Origin of the sequence: Streptomyces canus, from assembly GCF_041435015.1 — a bacterium.
Lineage (GTDB): Bacteria > Actinomycetota > Actinomycetes > Streptomycetales > Streptomycetaceae > Streptomyces > Streptomyces canus_G.
Genome location: NZ_CP107989.1, coordinates 7,519,901 through 7,536,565 on the forward strand (window position 1 = coordinate 7,519,901; position 16,665 = coordinate 7,536,565).

Here is a 16,665-nt window from a genome sequence, read left to right on the forward strand (position 1 = left end):
GAGCAGAGCCACGTGAGTGTCGTACCCGCCGAGGTTCTGCCGGGCGGCGCTCCGGCCGTCGAGGAGACGGGCCGGGGTGCGGCCGCCGAGCTCGGGCCGCGCGCGCGGCTCTGGCCGTCGCTGGCGGCCGTCTACCGGGCGCAGCTGTCCCGCGCGCGGGTCGCGCGCATCCCGCTGCTGTTCGTGGCGACCTTCCAGTCGATCGGCATCATGGTCCTGATGCGGGGGGTCGTGGACGGCGGGGGCGAGGCCCGGTCCGTGGTCGCCGGGGCGTCCGTGCTGGTCGTCGCCTTCGTCGCGCTCAATCTGCTCGCGCAGTACTTCGGCCAGCTGCGGGCGAGCGGCGGGCTGGATCACTACGCCACGCTGCCGGTGCCGCCGGCCGCCGTGGTGCTCGGCGCCGCGGGGGCGTACGCCTCCTTCACCGTGCCCGGGACCGTGGTGACCGCCGTGTTCGGGTGCGTGCTGTTCGGGCTTCCGCTGGCCCATCTGTGGGTGCTCGTGGCGGTGATTCCGCTGGCCGGCGCGGCCCTGGCGGGGCTGGGCGCCGCGCTCGGGCTGCTCGCGCCCCGGCCGGAACTGGCCACCCTGCTGGGGCAGCTCGGCATGTCCGCCGCGCTGCTGCTCGGGGTGCTGCCCGCCGAGCGGATGCCCGAGGCGGTGCGGTTCACGCGGGACCTGCTGCCTTCGACCTACGGCGTCGAGGCGTTCGCACGTACCTTCGGACCGCATCCCGACTGGGCCTTCGTGCTCGGTGACCTCGCCGTGTGCGGGTGCGTGGGCGTGGTCTCGCTGGCCGTCGCCACCTGGGCGTATCGCCGGGCGGCCGTCCGGTGACGCGCCGCACAGGCGGGCCTGGCACGATGTCAGGGTGACCGCACCGTTGACTCCTCCTCCGCCGCCCCACGAACCGTCCCCGCACGATGCGTGGCACGCCCCTGATGCCCGGTACGCGGCTCCCGCCGAAGCCCGGTACGGGCAGGACGGGCCCGGCATGAAGACCGAGCTGCTGGAGGCCGTGGTCGTCACGGTCGCCGTGGCGGTCGTCGGGGCGCTGCTCGGGGTGCTGTGGTGGTGGCTGGCACCGCATGTTCCGCTGGTCGGGGATGTGGACGAGCAGGGCAGCTGGGTCGTCTATCTCAAGGACACCGAGGGGGAGCAGGCGGTGGGGGTGGACGGGACGTTCACCCTGCTGGCGCTGGCCTTCGGCTTGGTGAGCGCGCTCGTGGTGTTCCTCTGGCGGCGGCGGGGCGGGGTGCCGTTGGTGGTGGGGCTGGCCGTCGGTGGGGTGCTGGGATCCTTGCTCGCGTGGCGGGTGGGGACGTGGCTCGGGCCGTCCTCGGATGTGCTCGCCCATGCGAAGGCTGTGGGCAAGGGCGTCACGTTCTCCGCGCCGCTGAAGCTGGGCGCGAAGGGGGCGTTGCTGGCCTGGTCGCTTGCCGGGCTGGTCGTGCATCTGGGGCTGACGGCGTTGTTCGGGCCCCGGGATCCGGAGCCCATATATGGGGAGACGGTTCCCAGGGACGGGTACGGAACGCCCACGCAGTAGGGCGCCGGGATCGAGCCGTGACGTCCCGTCGCGGCCCTACGCCGGCCGCCTGCCGTGGTTCGAGCGGCCCTTCTTGGTGCGCCATTTGCGTTTCCGTGTTTTCTTCGACATGCCCCTTCTGCTTAACCGAGGAAGAGGGTCCGTCGAGGGGTCACGCGCGGGCGATGGGCGCCACGACCGCTTTCGTGAGACGGGCCAGGTCGGTCGGCGCCAGTTCCACCTCCAGGCCCCGGCGGCCGGCCGAGACACAGATCGTGTCGTGGGTGGCGGCGGAGGCGTCGAGGACCGTGGGGAGCGTTTTGCGCTGGCCCAGGGGAGAGATGCCGCCGCGGACGTAGCCACTCGTACGTTCGGCGAGGACCGGGTCCGCCATCGCCGCCCGTTTGCCGCCCGCCGCCGTCGCCAGGGCCTTCAGGTCCAGTGAGCCCGCCACCGGGACCACCGCCACCGTGAGGGCCCCGTCCACGTCCGCCACCAGCGTCTTGAAGACGCGGTCGGGGGAGACACCCATCGCCTCGGCCGCCTCCTCGCCGTAGGAGGGGTGGGAAGGGTCGTGGTCGTAGGCGTGCACGGTGAAGGGCACGCCTGCCGCGGTCAGGGCCACCGTCGCGGGGGTGCCTCCCGACTGCTGTTGCCTCTTCGGCTTCTTCGGCATCTGGCGGCTCCGGCCTCAGTTCAGACTCGTCGGGCCGAGCGTCAGTTCCGACGCCGGCAACGACGGAAGATTACGGATGATCGCCGTCTCCGCGCGCAGGAGTTTCAGTTCGTCCCGGAGCCGGGACGCGGTGTCGGGGGCCTGGAGCAGCCGCTGCTTCGTGGGGGTGTCCAACATCATCGCCGCCGCCACCAGGTACGACACCACGGACGGTTCGTCGGGGAGCTCCGTGCCGGACGACAGGGTGCGTTCCCTGGCCCCCGCCAGGCGCTTCTGGTACTGGAGGAAGGCCCGCAGGACCCCTTCCGCCAAGGGACCGGACTCCTCGCCCGCCTCCTCCGGCAGCTCCTCCAGTTCGGCCGTCAGATACGGGCCCGACGCGTCGACGGACAGCAGGCGAACCCGGGTCGTGCCCGTCGCCAGGACCTCGAACGTGCCGTCCGCCCGCTCCCGTACCGTCGCCGCGTCCGCCACGCAGCCCACCGCGTGGAACGCCTTGACGGGGTCGTCGCCGAAGCCGGCCGCGGGGCCGCGCTCGGGCACGGCCGTCTGGTCCGGCAGGCCGGGCGCGCTGGGCGCCACCTCGTGGCCGTCGCGGATCGCCACGACGGCGAACCGGCGCGGTTCCTCCTCGGGGGTCTTCAGCAGTTCGCGCATCATGGCGCGATAGCGCTCCTCGAAGACGTTGAGAGGAAGCACGAGCCCCGGGAACAGTACCGAGTTCAGGGGGAAGAGCGGGAGCCGCACGGTGGTCACGGCGCCAAAGCCTAATGGCCTCCGGAGCGGACACGTCCCCCGTGCCCACTCCGTGGATGGATCAGGGCGTGCCGCCGGACCTCCTCGCGGACCTCCAGGAAGCGCCCCAGCGGGTCCTCGGACTCCCGGCCCCACGGGAACGAGGTCGCGTACGGGCCGATCATGCGCAGCTGCTCCAGAGCGTCCGTCCAGCGGCCGAGGCGCACCAGGACGTACACCAGCTTGTTGCGGACCTCGGCCGGCCAGAGGTCGGCCGCCGCGAACGTGGCGGACAGCTCGATCGCCCGGTCCGCCGCTGCGTCCAGCCGCTCGCGCGCCACCGCGGTGCCACCGCCCTCGGTCAGACAGGCGAGGGCCGCCCGCGCGGGCAGCGCCTGGATGAGAGAGCCGGGCGGGGCGTCCTGCGCGGCCCGGTCGGCGAAGTCGAAACACTCGCGGTACGAGCCGCGCCAGGAGGTCGCCAGGTAGCGCAGAGCGGCGACATGGCAGCCGTAGTGGAGCGGGGCGCGCCTGAGGGCCGCCTCCCACAACTCCCCGAAATAGGTGTGCCCCGCCTGCGAGCCGCGCGCGTGGTCCAGCGCGATACGCCACGGCACCGGGTCGCGGTCCTCGCCGCGCGCCGCGGCCGTGATCAGCGGGCTCACCTCGCGCAGCAGCTCCGTCCGGGCCGGTGAGTCCCAGACGCGGTCCACCGCGAGCTGGGCGCCCAGCAGCAGCTGGTCCGGGTCGTACGGGGCCTCGGCGCGCCAGGTGTCGTACCACTCGGGGCGCGAGCGGGCGAAGGCGGAGAGCCGCCGGACGTACCGGTCGCGCAGTTCCCAGGCGTCGCTCTCGCGAGTCGCGGCGAGCAGCTCGGCCGCGCGCCCGTACCCGCCCTGTCCGGCCGCGACCAGCGCAGGCCCGAGCCGGTCGTCGGGCACGTCGAGCAGTACCTCGTCGTCGGCGGGCAGTCCGCCGGCGAGGTGGTATGGGGGGATCCGTGACGCGCGGATGAAGGGGGGCAGCAGAGCCATGGTGTCGACCATTGAAAGTCCGCGGCTCAGCCTCGCGCCAGTGCGCACGTGCAACTCGTGGAAAGTTGTACGGCGGACGGTCAAGGCGCGGCAAAGACGTGACCTTCGTTCACCTTCCGCACCACGGACCTCCCTAATTTCGCCGCAACAGCCTCGTGGCCCCGGCCGCCACGGTGGTCGCCAGGATCCAGCCGAGGAGGACCATCGCGGCCGCCAGCCATTGCCAGCCGCCCCGCAACTGCCAGAAGCCGACCTGTCCCAGGTCGATCACCGGGAGCAGCAGGTCGAGGGCGAAGAGGGCGGGATTCCAGACCGGATGGTCGCCGCCCTTGAGCGGCGGATGGCTCGCGTGTGCGAACGCCATGGAGCCCGCCGCCCACAGCACCGCCATCCATACGGCGGCCCGGCCGGGCCGGTACCCGTAGGCGACCGTCCAGTCCTGCACGTATCCCCACAGCTTGGCGGCCAGCGGCAGGCTCTCGCGGCGGCGGCGCTGCTTGGCGAGCAGCACCTCGCGCGCGTCCTCGTCCTCGCCGCCGGCCCGCAGTACGGCCGCGAGCCTCTCGTACGGCTCCGGGTTGTACTCGGCGGTCGCGGCCGCCACCCACTCCAGCCGCTCGGCCAGCGGGAAGGGACCGTGCGGGACGAGGCTCTCGTAGACGAAGCCGCCCATGTGGAGGTTGCCCGGCCCCGGCCAGGCGCTCGCCCGGTCCACGAGGTTGCCGACCCGCGCTCCCGAGAGGACCACCTTGCCGCGCTGCGGCCTCTCACCCAGGAAGCGCAGCTCCGGGGCCTGTACCCGGCGCAGCGACAGCTCCTGCTCCTCCGTGAAGGTGAAGCGGGCCCGCTCCAGGTCGACCGCGTCCCCGAACCGCCCGTCGTCCAGCCGCACGCCGCCCACGCACTCGAAGCGCTGGATCCGCGTCCCGCGCGCGGGCGTCGCCCCGCTCAGCATGGAGGCCCCGACGCCCGCCGGGGTCAGGTACAGCGTGCGCTCGACGGTCAGCTGGGGGGCGTTCAGCGCGAGCCGGGTGTACGGGTTGTTCAGCCGGGCGCCACGCAGGCTCAGCGAGACGCCGATGGTGGCGCTGCGCAGGCTCAGCTCGCCGTGCGACTCCAGGAGCTCGGCCTGCAGGTCCTGGCCCACGGTCATGCCGTCGGCGGCGAGCGAACGGCCGCTGCGGTCGCGGTAGACGATCGCCTGGTTCATCAGCAGATCCGTGCCGATGTGCGCGTCGGTCAGTCGCACGCCGTTGTGGAAACGGCAGCGCGGCAGATGCAGATCGCCCTCCGTGTGCACCCTGGCGGCCTCCAGGCGGGGCACCGAGCAGTTCACGAACCGCGCGGTGGTGAAGCGGGCCTCCGGCAGCAGGATCTCCCGCTCGAAGCGGCAGCCCTTCATCTCCAGGTACGGCTCGACCGTGCCGCCGGCGAGGTCCAGGGTGCCGCTGATCTGCACGCCGGTGAGCTTCAGGGAGGGGACCCGGCCGGCGAGCGCGGGCGGACCGTCCAGGAGCAGCCAGCAGACGATACGCGCGCGTACCGTGCGCTCGGGACCCCAGGGGTGCCCGCCGTGCGGGTCGTCGACGACGGTGTCGCCGCTGGTCAGGTCGTACACGGTGCCGTTGCGGAAGGCCTGCCACATACCGGCCTCGGCGGCGGTCAGATCGTCCGGCAGGTCTCCGTCCCGGATCCCGGCCCCCTCGCTCACGGTTCTTCCAGCCCCTCGGTCACTTGTGATTCGTACAACTGTTCATGCCCGCTGAGTAACCCACTGAACGCTAGACGTGAGGGCGATCTTCCGGGTTGCGTATCAGCCATTGGAATGCGCGAACGGGCCCTGAGGAGGGTCTGAGAGAATTGACCACGTGATCTCCCGAATCGATCTGCGCGGCGACGCCCTCCCCGAGGGCCCCGCCCTGCGCGACCTGCTGCCCCGAGCCGACTTCGACGTTCAGGCCGCCCTGGAGAAGGTGCGTCCGATCTGCGAGGCCGTCCATCATCGGGGCGACGCGGCGCTGATCGACTTCGCGGAGAAGTTCGACGGGGTCCGCCTGGCGTCGGTACGGGTGCCGGCCGCCGCTCTGGACAAAGCGCTCGAAGAGCTCGACCCCGCCGTGCGCGCGGCCCTGGAGGAGTCCATCCGCCGCGCCCGGCTCGTCCACCGCGAGCAGCGCCGTACGACGCACACGACCCAGGTCGTGCCCGGCGGTTCCGTCACCGAGAAGTGGGTGCCGGTGGACCGGGTCGGGCTGTACGCGCCCGGCGGGCGGGCCGTGTATCCGTCGACCGTGGTCATGAACGTGGTCCCCGCGCAGGAGGCTGGCGTCGAGTCGATCGCTCTCGCCTCGCCGGCCCAGGCCGATTTCGGCGGTCTGCCGCACCCGACGATCCTGGCCGCCTGCGCGCTGCTCGGCGTCGACGAGGTCTACGCGGCCGGTGGCGCGACCGCCGTCGCGATGTTCGCGTACGGCACCGAGTCCTGCGCTCCCGCGCCGATGGTCATGGGCCCCGGCAACATCTGGGTCGCTGCCGCCAAGCGCTACTTCGCGGGCAAGATCGGCATCGACACCGAGGCCGGCCCGACCGAGATCGCGATCCTCGCGGACGACACCGCCGACCCGGTGCACGTGGCCTCCGACCTGATCAGCCAGGCCGAGCACGACCCGCTCGCCGCGTCCGTGCTCGTCACGGACTCCGTGACGCTGGCAGACGCGGTCGAGAAGGAGCTGGAGCCGCAGGTCGCGGCCAGCAAGCATGTCGAGGAGCGGATCCGTCCGGCCCTCACGGGGCGCCAGTCCGCGATCGTCCTCGTCGACGGCATCGACGAGGGCCTCAGGGTGGTCGACGCGTACGGCGCCGAGCACCTGGAGATCCAGACGGCCGACGCCGCCGCGGTCGCCGACCGGGTCCGCAACGCGGGCGCGATCTTCATCGGACCCTGGGCGCCGGTCTCGCTCGGCGACTACTGCGCCGGGTCCAACCACGTGCTCCCGACCGGCGGGTGTGCCTGCCACTCCTCCGGACTGTCCGTGCAGTCCTTCCTCAGGGGCATCCACATCGTCGACTACACGAAGGACGCGCTCGCGGACGTGGCGCACCACGTGGTGACGCTGGCGGAGGCGGAGGACCTGCCCGCCCACGGGGCGGCGATCAAGGCCCGGTTCGGGTGGAAGGTGCCGACGAGCAAGTGAACTTCGGAATCGACGATCTTCCCGTACGGGACGAGCTGCGCGGCAAGTCCCCCTACGGCGCGCCCCAGTTGGACGTCCCCGTACGGCTGAACACCAACGAGAACCCCTACCCGCTGCCCGAGCCGCTGGTCGAGCGCATCGCCGAGCGGGTCCGTGAGGCCGCCCGCGATCTCAACCGCTACCCGGACCGCGACGCGGTCGAGCTGCGCACCCAGCTCGCCAAGTACCTCACCGACACCTCGGGGCACGAGGTCCGCCTCGCCAACGTCTGGGCGGCGAACGGCTCCAACGAGGTCATCCAGCAGTTGCTGCAGACCTTCGGCGGACCGGGCCGTACCGCGATCGGTTTCGAGCCGTCGTACTCGATGCACGCCCTCATCGCGCGCGGCACCGGCACGGGCTGGATCTCCGGTCCCCGGGGCGCGGACTTCACGATCGACCTCGCCGCCGCCGAGCAGGCCGTCGCCGAGAACAAGCCGGACGTCGTGTTCATCACGACCCCCAACAACCCCACGGGAAACGCGGTCCCGCCCGAGACGGTCCTCGCGCTGTACGAGGCCGCGCAGGCGGCGAAGCCCTCCATGGTCGTGGTCGACGAGGCCTACATCGAGTTCAGCCACGGCGACTCGCTGCTGCCGCTGCTCGAAGGACGGCCGAATCTCGTCGTCTCGCGGACGATGTCGAAGGCGTTCGGGGCCGCGGGCCTGCGCCTCGGCTACCTCGCCGCGCACCCGGCGGTCGTGGACGCCGTACAGCTCGTACGGCTGCCCTACCACCTGTCGGCCGTCACGCAGGCGACCGCGCTGGCCGCCCTGGAGCACACCGACACCCTGCTGAAGTACGTCGAGCAGCTGAAGGACGAGCGGGACCGGCTGGTGAGCGAGCTGCGCGCGATCGGCTTCGAGGTCGTGGAGTCGGACGCGAACTTCGTGCAGTTCGGACGGTTCGACGGCCCCGGGGGCTCGCACGCGGCCTGGCAGAAGATCCTCGACCGGGGTGTCCTGGTCCGGGACAACGGCATCCCGGGATGGCTGCGGGTCAGCGCCGGAACCCCGGAGGAGAACGACGCGTTCCTCGACGCGGTACGTGAGTTGCAGTGTCTTGTGGGGGACACCCCCACACCCCCGAAGGAGCAGAGCACATGAGCCGCGTAGGACGTGTGGAACGCGTCACCAAGGAGACCTCGGTCCTGGTCGAGATCGATCTCGACGGGTCCGGGAAGGTCGAGGTGTCGACGGGCGTCGGCTTCTACGACCACATGCTCGACCAGCTCGGCCGGCACGGTCTGTTCGACCTCACCGTGAAGACCGAGGGCGACCTGCACATCGACTCCCACCACACCATCGAGGACACCGCCCTCGCGCTCGGCGCCGCCTTCAAGCAGGCGCTCGGCGACAAGGTGGGCATCTACCGCTTCGGCAACTGCACGGTCCCGCTGGACGAGTCCCTCGCCCAGGTGACCGTCGACCTGTCCGGCCGCCCCTACCTCGTGCACACCGAGCCCGAGAACATGGCGCCGATGATCGGCGAGTACGACACCACGATGACCCGGCACATCCTGGAGTCCTTCGTCGCCCAGGCGCAGATCGCGCTGCACGTGCACGTGCCGTACGGGCGCAACGCCCACCACATCGTGGAGTGCCAGTTCAAGGCGCTGGCCCGGGCCCTCAGGTACGCCAGCGAGCGCGACCCGCGCGCGGCCGGCATCCTCCCCTCCACGAAGGGCGCGCTGTGACCGGCCTCTCGACCCTCCTGATCGTCGTCGGCCTCTTCCTGGCCGGCGGCATCTACTCCTTCGTCAAGCAGGACATGCCGAAGAGCCTGATCGTGCTGCTCTCCATCGGCGCCGCGATGTGTCTGGTCGCGGGCGTCGTGAGGCTGGAGGTGTGGAATTGAGCGCATCCAAGCGAGTGGTCGTCTTCGACTACGGCTTCGGGAACGTGAGGTCCGCCGAGCGCGCCCTCGCGCGCGCGGGAGCCGACGTCGAGATAACGCGTGACTACGACACGGCCATGAACGCCGACGGTCTGCTGGTGCCGGGCGTCGGCGCCTTCGCCGCCTGCATGAAGGGCCTGCACGAGGCCCGCGGCGACTGGATCATCGACCGCCGGCTGTCCGGCGGGCGCCCGGTCATGGGCATCTGCGTCGGGATGCAGATCCTCTTCGCGCGCGGCATCGAGCACGGGGTGCAGACCGAGGGCCTCGACGAGTGGCCCGGCTCGGTCGAGCCGCTGAAGGCCGACATCGTGCCCCACATGGGCTGGAACACCGTCGACGCGGCGGCCGGCTCCCAGCTGTTCGCGGGCCTGGACGCCGACGCCCGCTTCTACTTCGTGCACTCCTACGCCGTCCACGACTGGTCGCTGGAGACGCACAACACGGCGATGACGGCCCCCAAGGTCACCTGGTCGACGCATGGCAAGCCCTTCGTGGCCGCCGTGGAGAACGGCGCGCTGTGGGCCACGCAGTTCCACCCCGAGAAGTCCGGCGACGCCGGTGCCCAGCTCCTCACCAACTGGATCGGAACACTGTGAGCAAGCTCGAACTCCTTCCCGCCGTCGACGTCCGCGACGGCCAGGCCGTCCGCCTCGTGCACGGCGAGTCCGGGACCGAGACGTCGTACGGCTCCCCCCTGGAGGCCGCCCTGTCCTGGCAGCGGGCGGGCGCGGAGTGGCTGCACCTGGTCGACCTGGACGCGGCGTTCGGCACCGGCGACAACCGTGAGCTGGTCCGGCAGGTCACCGAGGCGATGGACATCAAGGTGGAACTGTCCGGCGGCATCCGGGACGACGCCTCGCTGGCGGCCGCCCTCGCCACCGGCTGCACCCGGGTGAATCTCGGCACCGCCGCCCTGGAGAGCCCGGAGTGGGTCGCCAAGGTCATCGCCGAGCACGGCGACAGGATCGCGGTGGGTCTGGACGTCCGCGGTACGACGTTGAAGGGCCGCGGCTGGACCCGCGACGGCGGTGACCTCTACGAGACGCTGGAGCGGCTCAACTCCGAGGGCTGCGCGCGGTATGTCGTCACCGACATCGCCAAGGACGGCACGCTCCAGGGCCCGAACCTGGAGCTGCTGCGCACCGTGTGCGCGGCGACCGACCGCCCGGTGGTGGCTTCCGGCGGCGTGTCCTCGCTGGACGACCTGCGGGCCATCGCCGAGCTGGTGCCCCTCGGTGTCGAGGGCTCCATCGTCGGGAAGGCGCTGTACGCGAAGGCGTTCACCCTGGAAGAGGCCTTGGAGGCGGTGGCCAAGTGAGCGACGTACGACGTGTCACGACCGGCGGGCCCTGGGAGGAGACCTTCGGGTACTCCCGCGCGGTGGAACTGCCGAACGGCCTGGTGCTGGTCTCCGGCTGCACCTCGGTGGTGGACGGCGAGATCGTCGCGGGCGACCCGTACGAGCAGACGGTCAACGCCTTCGACGTCGCGTTCGCGGCGCTGGGGCAGCTGGGGCTCGGCCGCGAGGACGTCGTGCGGACGCGCCTGTACATCACCCACGCCCGGGACGTGGAGGAGGTCGGACGGGCTCACAAGGAGCTGTTCGACGCCGTCCGGCCCGCCGCGTCCATGATCATCGTCTCCGGTTTCGTGGACCCGAGTCTGGTCGTCGAGGTCGAGGTGGAGGCGTTCCGAGGAGTGTCCTCATGACGTTGGCCGTACGAGTCATCCCCTGCCTGGACGTGGACAACGGCCGGGTCGTCAAGGGCGTCAACTTCCAGAACCTGCGCGACGCGGGCGACCCCGTCGAGATGGCCAAGGTGTACGACGCCGAGGGCGCCGACGAGCTGACGTTCCTGGACATCACCGCCTCGTCGGGCAACCGTGAGACGACGTACGACGTGGTGCGCCGCACCGCCGAGCAGGTGTTCATCCCGCTGACGGTCGGCGGCGGTGTCCGCACGGCCGAGGACGTGGACAAGCTGCTGCGGGCGGGAGCGGACAAGGTCGGGGTGAACACCGCGGCCATCGCGCGCCCCGAGCTGATCAAGGAGATCGCCGAGCGGTTCGGCCGGCAGGTGCTGATGCTGTCGGTGGACGCGCGACGCACCGCTGAGGGGACCTTCGAGGTCACCACCCACGGCGGTCGTCGCGGTACCGGCATCGACGCCGTGGAGTGGGCGCACCGGGCGGCCGAGCTGGGCGCCGGCGAGATCCTGCTCAACTCGATGGACGCGGACGGCACCAAGGACGGCTACGACCTGGAGATGATCGAGGCCGTTCGCAAGCACGTGACGGTGCCGCTGATCGCCTCCGGCGGTGCGGGCAGACTCGACCACTTCCCGCCGGCGATCGGGGCGGGCGCGGACGCGGTGCTGGCGGCCTCGGTGTTCCACTTCGGTGATCTGCGGATCGGCGAGGTGAAGGAGACGCTGCGGGCGGCGGGGCACCCGGTGCGGTGACCCCTTTCTCCGTCTGAGCCCCGGTCGTCGAGGCGGCCGGGGCTTTCTCCTGGATAGACAGGAAAGGGAAGTTGCGCAAAATATATTGTGCAAGTTTTCTTTTGTATCTACGGTGAGGGCATGTCACGCGAGCAGAACCGCCCGATCACCGACCTCGGCACGCTCAAGGCCCTCGCCCACCCGCTGCGGATGCAGCTCTACCGGGGGTTGTGCGTGTCCCGGGTCGCCACCGCCTCCCACCTCGCCGACCAGGTCGACGAGGCCGTGTCGCTGGTCAGCTACCACCTGCGCAAGCTGGCCGAGCACGGGCTGATCGAGGAGGCGGAACCGCAGAGCGGGGACGGCCGGGAGCGCTGGTGGCAGCCCTCCTCCCAGGGTGTGAGCATCCGGGACCGGGACTTCCGGGATGCGCCGGAGCGGGCGGCCGCGCATCTGGCGGCCACGCGGCTCTTCCACGAGCAGCGCGCCGACATGTACCGCCGCTACCTCGACGAGCGGCCGACCTGGAGCGCCGAATGGAACGCCGCCGCCCCGGACAGCGAGTCCCTGCTGCGGCTGACCTCGGCCGAACTGGACGAGCTGCGCGAGGAGTTGCTCGCGCTTGCCAGGAAGTACGACGAGAAGGGCCGGGCCGCCGAAGCCGCGGGCGACACCGAGGGGCGCGAGAACGTCGCGCTGCACATGTACGGATTCCCGTTCCGCGTCTGAGAGGGCTCCCTTCAGTGACCGCCACGCTCACCACCCCGACCGACACCGTCGACACCCCTGCCCACCGTGACGGCAACGTCCTGCGCTGGCTCGGCGGCTACACCGCGTCGATGATCGGCGACAGCGTCTACTACATCGCCCTGTCCTGGGCGGCCGTCCAGACCGGTACGCCCTCGCAGGCGGGCGTCGTGATGGCGGTCAGCGCGGTGCCGCGCGCCGTACTCATGCTGGGCGGAGGAGTGATCGCCGACCGGTTCGGGCCACGCAGAGTCGTCATCATCAGTGACACGGTCCGCTGCGCGGCCGTGCTCGCGGTGGCGGGGCTGCTCTTCCTCACCGGGCCGGGCCTGTGGCCGCTGGCCCTGCTCGCGCTCGTCTTCGGCACCGTCGACGCGGTGTTCCTGCCGGCTGTGGGAGCCCTCCCCGCGCGCGTGACGAGCCGCGGGCAACTCGCGCGCGTGCAGGGCATGCGGGGCCTCGGCATCCGCTTCGCGAGCGTGGTCGGTGGACCGCTGGGCGGACTCGCGGTGGCGGTCGGAGGTGCGGCGGCGGCATTCACCTTCGCGGGGTTGCTGATCGCGGTGTCGGTGCCGCTGCTGATATCGGTACGGCTGCGGGAGCTGCCTGCCGGCGCCGCGACCCGGGAGGGAGCCGGGGCGGCCGACGGAGCGGTCGACGGAGCCGAAGGCACGGGGGTCTCCGGCGCGGGGTGCGGGGGCGCAGGAGGATCGGGCGGTGCGGACGCGGGGACGGCGGGTGGCGGCGAGCGGGTTGGTGGGGACGGTGGACGGGTGGTCCGGGGGCGGGTGGTCGGTCGTGGTCGTGGGGCAGGTGCGGCGGGCGGCGGCCGGGTGGTTGGTGAGGGCGGCGGTCAGGGGGTCCGTGGTGGTGGGGCGGGCCGCGGCCGGGTGGTTGGTGGGGGCGGTGGACGGGTGGTCCGGGGGCGGGTGGTTGGTCGTGGGGGTGGGACGGGTGCGGCGGCCGGCGGCCGGGTGATGGGTGAGGGCAGCGGGCGGGTGGTCCGTCGTGGTGGTGCGGCGGGCCGCAATCAGGTGGCTGGTGAGGGCGGCAGGCGGGTGGGCCGTCGAGGCGGTCGTGTGGGCGCGGTGGCCGACAGCGGTGAGCGGGTGGTCGGGGAGGCCGGGGGAGGCGCCCTCGGTCCTGGTGGTGCCGCCTGGCAGGACCTGGTCGTCGGGCTGCGCTACATCCGCCGTCACCGCGTCCTCGCCCCGCTGATGCTGGCCATCGCCCTCGGTGACCTCGGGTTCGTCGGACCGCTCAACGTCGGGCTCACCCTGCTCGCCGACGAGCGTGGCTGGGGTGCCTCCGGGATGGGCTGGGTGCTCGCCGGGTTCGGGGTCGGCGCCGGGGCCGCCTCCCTGCTGCTCGCCGTACGCGGCCGCGTGCCGCACGCCGGGCACGTGATGGTGTACGCCTGTCTCGGCGGGGCGGTCGCGATCGGTGCCCTGGCCTTCGTGCCCGGGGTCCTCGCCGCCGTCGGGGTCGCCCTGCTGATCGGACTGCTCGCCGGACTCAGCGGCGCCCTGTGCGGCGCCCTGTTGCAGACCCAGGCCGATCCCGCCTACCTGGGCCGCGTCACCGCCGTCGCCTCACTGGTCAGTCTCGGATTCGCACCGCTGAGCATGCCCCTGTCGGCCGCCGCCATCGGCGCCTGGGGCACCGGACCGGTCTTCGTGGTCAGCGCGGTGGTGTGCGGGCTCGGCGGGCTGGTCGCGCTGTGCGCGCGGAACCTGCGCCGCGCCGAGCTCCCGACGTGACCTCAGATCCCGAGCTCCTTCGCCTCGTGCAGCCTGGCGATCGCCTCCTTGTCGCCGTCCAGCTCCACCTTGGCCGCGCTCTGCCGGCCGTACAGGAACAGCAGCAGCTCCGACGGCTCACCGGTCACCGTGACGACCGGTGTGCCGCGGTGGGCGACCGCCGTCTGGCCGTCCGGGCGCCGCAGTACCAGGCCGGTGGGGACGCCGCGGCCCATCAGCCGGGCGGTGCGCTCCAGACGGGACCACAGGGCGTCCTGGAAGACGGAGTCCAGCTCGCGCGGCGCCCAGTCGGGGCGGGCCCGGCGGACGTCCTCGGTGTGGACGTAGAACTCGACCGTGTTCGACAGTTCCTCGACCTGCTTGAGCTGGAACGGCGAGAAGCGCGGTGGGCCCGTACGAATGAGCTGGATCAGCTCTTCGTAGGGCTTCTCGGAGAACTCGGTCATCACCCGGTCCAGGCGGGACGCGAGCTGCTTGATCAGCAGGCCGCCGGCGGCGTCGGGACGGCGCTCGCGCACCACCACGTGCGCCGCGAGATCGCGGGTGAGCCAGCCCTCGCAGAGAGTGGGGGCGTCCGGGCCCTCGGCCTCCAACAGGTCGGCGAGGAGAAGTCGTTCACGCTTGGCGAAAGTCGACATGCAGTCAGCCTACGGCCGCCCGACGGGTCCGCCCAGTGGACACGGCGCCTGGCTTGTCGGTGGCGCGCGGCACAATGGCCATCATGACCAGCACGCCCCAGCCCAGCACCCTGGCCCCGGAGATCGCCGCGCGCCTCAAGCGCAGCGCCGACGGGCTCGTCCCCGCGATCGCCCAGCAGTACGACACCGGTGAGGTGCTCATGCTCGGCTGGATGGACGACGAGGCGCTGCACCGCACGCTGACCACCGGCCGCTGCACCTACTGGTCGCGCAGCCGCCGGGAGTACTGGGTCAAGGGCGACACCTCCGGCCACTTCCAGTGGGTCAAGTCCGTCGCCCTGGACTGCGACGCCGACACCGTGCTGGTCAAGGTCGACCAGGTCGGTGCCGCCTGCCACACCGGTGCGCGCACCTGCTTCGACGCGGACGTGCTCCTCAAGGACGGCGTTGATTCCGGTGCCGCCGCCTCGGATCAGTAAGGTCAGCCGCCATGGACCTCGAGACCTTCCGCAAGCTGGCCACCGACCGCCGTGTCATCCCCGTCACGCGCAAGCTCCTGGCCGACGGCGACACCCCGGTCGCCCTCTACCGCAAGCTCGCCGCCGAGCGCCCCGGCACCTTCCTGCTGGAGTCCGCGGAGAACGGCCGCTCGTGGTCCCGCTACTCCTTCGTGGGCGTGCGCTCGGCCGCGACCCTGACGGCACGCGACGGCCAGGCCCACTGGCTCGGTACCCCGCCGGTCGGCGTCCCCGTCGACGGCGACCCGCTCGCCGCCCTGCGCGCCACCATCGAGACCCTGCACACCCCGCACCAGGAGGGACTGCCGCCCTTCACCGGCGGCATGGTCGGCTATCTCGGCTACGACATCGTCCGCCGCCTGGAGAAGATCGGCCCCGGCGACCGCGACGACCTGAAGCTCCCCGAGCTGACCATGCTCCTGACCAGCGACCTCGCCGTCATGGACCACTGGGAGGGCTCGGTCCTGCTGATCGCCAACGCGATCAACCACAACGACCTCGACACCGGCGTGGACGAGGCCCACGCCGACGCGGTGGCCCGCCTGGACGCCATGGAGGCGGACCTGTCCCGCGCGGTGGCCCAGCCCCCGGCGGTCCTGCCGCCCTCCGAGCTGCCCGAGTACACCGCGCTCTGGGGCGGCCCCGACTTCCAGGAGGCCGTCGAGGACATCAAGGAGCGCATCCGGGCCGGGGAGGCCTTCCAGGTCGTCCCCTCCCAGCGCTTCGAGACGCCGTGCACGGCAAGCGCGTTGGACGTCTACCGCGTCCTGAGGGCCACGAATCCGTCCCCGTACATGTACCTGTTCCGCTTCGACGGCTTCGACGTCGTGGGCTCGTCCCCCGAGGCCCTGGTCAAGGTCGAGGACGGGCACGCCATGGTGCACCCCATCGCCGGCACCCGGTGGCGCGGGGCGACCCCGCAGGAGGACCAGGCCCTCGCCGACGAGCTGCTCGCCGACCCCAAGGAGCGCGCCGAGCACCTGATGCTGGTGGACCTCGGCCGCAACGACCTGGGGCGCGTCTGCGAGCCGGGCTCCGTGGAAGTCGTCGACTTCATGTCCGTCGAGCGGTACTCCCACGTGATGCACATCGTCTCGACGGTCACCGGCAAGGTCGCGCAGGGCCGCACCGCCTTCGACGTCCTGACCGCCTGCTTCCCCGCGGGCACCCTCTCCGGCGCCCCCAAGCCCCGCGCGATGCAGATCATCGACGAACTCGAGCCGTCCCGGCGCGGGTTGTACGGCGGCTGCGTCGGCTACCTCGACTTCGCCGGCGACTCCGACACCGCGATCGCGATCCGTACGGCCCTCCTCCGCGGCGGCACGGCCTACGTCCAGGCCGGCGCCGGCATCGTCGCCGACTCCGACCCGGTCGCCGAGGACACGGAGTGCCGCAACAAGGCGGCGGCCGTCCTGCGGGCGGTCCACACGGCGAACCGGCTCGGCAAGTAGGGGTC

General features: G+C 71.9%; 19 protein-coding genes. 14 read left to right on the top strand and 5 right to left on the bottom strand.

Features of this window, described 5'->3' with window-relative positions; translation table 11 throughout:
* Positions 1–12 precede the first annotated feature (12 nt).
* Together OG841_RS34335 and OG841_RS34340 are read left to right on the top strand one after the other, a co-directional pair.
* Complete coding sequence (locus OG841_RS34335) at positions 13–837, top strand: ABC transporter permease (protein WP_328637841.1); 825 nt, start codon at positions 13–15, stop codon at positions 835–837.
* A 34-nt stretch (positions 838–871) separates the two neighbouring features.
* Positions 872–1,549: an AAA family ATPase gene (locus OG841_RS34340; RefSeq protein ID WP_328637840.1), complete on the top strand. Its 678-nt coding sequence runs from the start codon at positions 872–874 to the stop codon at positions 1,547–1,549.
* 151 nt (positions 1,550–1,700) lie between these two features.
* On the opposite strand, the gene ybaK is transcribed toward OG841_RS34340, so the two are convergent.
* From ybaK to OG841_RS34360, 4 genes are all read right to left on the bottom strand, one after another.
* Entirely contained in the window at positions 1,701–2,204 is a 504-nt protein-coding gene (ybaK, locus tag OG841_RS34345; RefSeq protein ID WP_371568012.1) for a Cys-tRNA(Pro) deacylase, read from the bottom strand.
* 15 nt (positions 2,205–2,219) lie between these two features.
* Complete coding sequence (locus OG841_RS34350) at positions 2,220–2,960, bottom strand: LON peptidase substrate-binding domain-containing protein (RefSeq protein WP_328637838.1); 741 nt, start codon at positions 2,958–2,960, stop codon at positions 2,220–2,222.
* 11 nt (positions 2,961–2,971) lie between these two features.
* On the bottom strand, positions 2,972–3,985 hold the full coding sequence (locus tag OG841_RS34355) for a hypothetical protein (protein WP_371568015.1): 1,014 nt from the start codon (positions 3,983–3,985) through the stop codon (positions 2,972–2,974).
* A gap of 121 nt (positions 3,986–4,106) precedes the next feature.
* A complete protein-coding gene (locus OG841_RS34360; protein ID WP_328637836.1) occupies positions 4,107–5,684 on the bottom strand; it encodes an oxidoreductase in 1,578 nt (525 codons plus the stop codon).
* 157 nt (positions 5,685–5,841) lie between these two features.
* Between OG841_RS34360 and hisD the strand changes: the two genes are divergently transcribed.
* The 10 genes from hisD (at position 5,842) to OG841_RS34410 (ending at position 14,053) form a co-directional block, all read left to right on the top strand.
* On the top strand, positions 5,842–7,167 hold the full coding sequence (gene hisD / locus OG841_RS34365) for a histidinol dehydrogenase (protein ID WP_328637835.1): 1,326 nt from the start codon (positions 5,842–5,844) through the stop codon (positions 7,165–7,167).
* Positions 7,164–8,312: a histidinol-phosphate transaminase gene (locus OG841_RS34370; protein ID WP_328637834.1), complete on the top strand. Its 1,149-nt coding sequence runs from the start codon at positions 7,164–7,166 to the stop codon at positions 8,310–8,312. The genes hisD and OG841_RS34370 overlap by 4 nt, the downstream gene beginning before the upstream one ends.
* Positions 8,309–8,902 (top strand): imidazoleglycerol-phosphate dehydratase HisB, encoded by a 594-nt coding sequence (gene hisB / locus OG841_RS34375; protein ID WP_007381383.1) that lies wholly within the window; start codon positions 8,309–8,311, stop codon positions 8,900–8,902. Before OG841_RS34370 ends, hisB begins: the two co-directional genes overlap by 4 nt.
* A complete protein-coding gene (locus OG841_RS34380) occupies positions 8,899–9,063 on the top strand; it encodes a hypothetical protein (protein ID WP_057618481.1) in 165 nt (54 codons plus the stop codon). The genes hisB and OG841_RS34380 overlap by 4 nt, the downstream gene beginning before the upstream one ends.
* Complete coding sequence (hisH, locus tag OG841_RS34385) at positions 9,060–9,701, top strand: imidazole glycerol phosphate synthase subunit HisH (protein WP_371568017.1); 642 nt, start codon at positions 9,060–9,062, stop codon at positions 9,699–9,701. The genes OG841_RS34380 and hisH overlap by 4 nt, the downstream gene beginning before the upstream one ends.
* Positions 9,698–10,423, top strand: coding sequence for a bifunctional 1-(5-phosphoribosyl)-5-((5-phosphoribosylamino)methylideneamino)imidazole-4-carboxamide isomerase/phosphoribosylanthranilate isomerase PriA (priA, locus tag OG841_RS34390; RefSeq protein ID WP_328637832.1), 726 nt, complete (start codon positions 9,698–9,700; stop codon positions 10,421–10,423). The genes hisH and priA overlap by 4 nt, the downstream gene beginning before the upstream one ends.
* On the top strand, positions 10,420–10,815 hold the full coding sequence (locus OG841_RS34395) for a RidA family protein (RefSeq protein ID WP_328637831.1): 396 nt from the start codon (positions 10,420–10,422) through the stop codon (positions 10,813–10,815). Before priA ends, OG841_RS34395 begins: the two co-directional genes overlap by 4 nt.
* Positions 10,812–11,567 carry an imidazole glycerol phosphate synthase subunit HisF gene (gene hisF, locus OG841_RS34400; RefSeq protein WP_328637830.1) on the top strand — a complete coding sequence of 252 codons (756 nt, stop codon included), beginning with the start codon at positions 10,812–10,814 and terminating at the stop codon, positions 11,565–11,567. Before OG841_RS34395 ends, hisF begins: the two co-directional genes overlap by 4 nt.
* A gap of 120 nt (positions 11,568–11,687) precedes the next feature.
* On the top strand, positions 11,688–12,275 hold the full coding sequence (locus OG841_RS34405) for an ArsR/SmtB family transcription factor (protein WP_311713976.1): 588 nt from the start codon (positions 11,688–11,690) through the stop codon (positions 12,273–12,275).
* A 110-nt stretch (positions 12,276–12,385) separates the two neighbouring features.
* Positions 12,386–14,053: an MFS transporter gene (locus tag OG841_RS34410; protein ID WP_371570904.1), complete on the top strand. Its 1,668-nt coding sequence runs from the start codon at positions 12,386–12,388 to the stop codon at positions 14,051–14,053.
* 2 nt (positions 14,054–14,055) lie between these two features.
* Here OG841_RS34410 and OG841_RS34415 read toward each other — a convergent pair whose 3' ends face one another.
* On the bottom strand, positions 14,056–14,691 hold the full coding sequence (locus tag OG841_RS34415; protein ID WP_328637828.1) for a TIGR03085 family metal-binding protein: 636 nt from the start codon (positions 14,689–14,691) through the stop codon (positions 14,056–14,058).
* A gap of 83 nt (positions 14,692–14,774) precedes the next feature.
* Here OG841_RS34415 and hisI point away from each other — a divergent pair, with 83 nt between their 5' ends.
* Positions 14,775–15,170, top strand: coding sequence for a phosphoribosyl-AMP cyclohydrolase (hisI, locus tag OG841_RS34420; protein ID WP_062038026.1), 396 nt, complete (start codon positions 14,775–14,777; stop codon positions 15,168–15,170).
* An 11-nt stretch (positions 15,171–15,181) separates the two neighbouring features.
* On the top strand, positions 15,182–16,660 hold the full coding sequence (locus OG841_RS34425; RefSeq protein ID WP_328637827.1) for an anthranilate synthase component I: 1,479 nt from the start codon (positions 15,182–15,184) through the stop codon (positions 16,658–16,660).
* Positions 16,661–16,665: the final 5 nt, after the last annotated feature.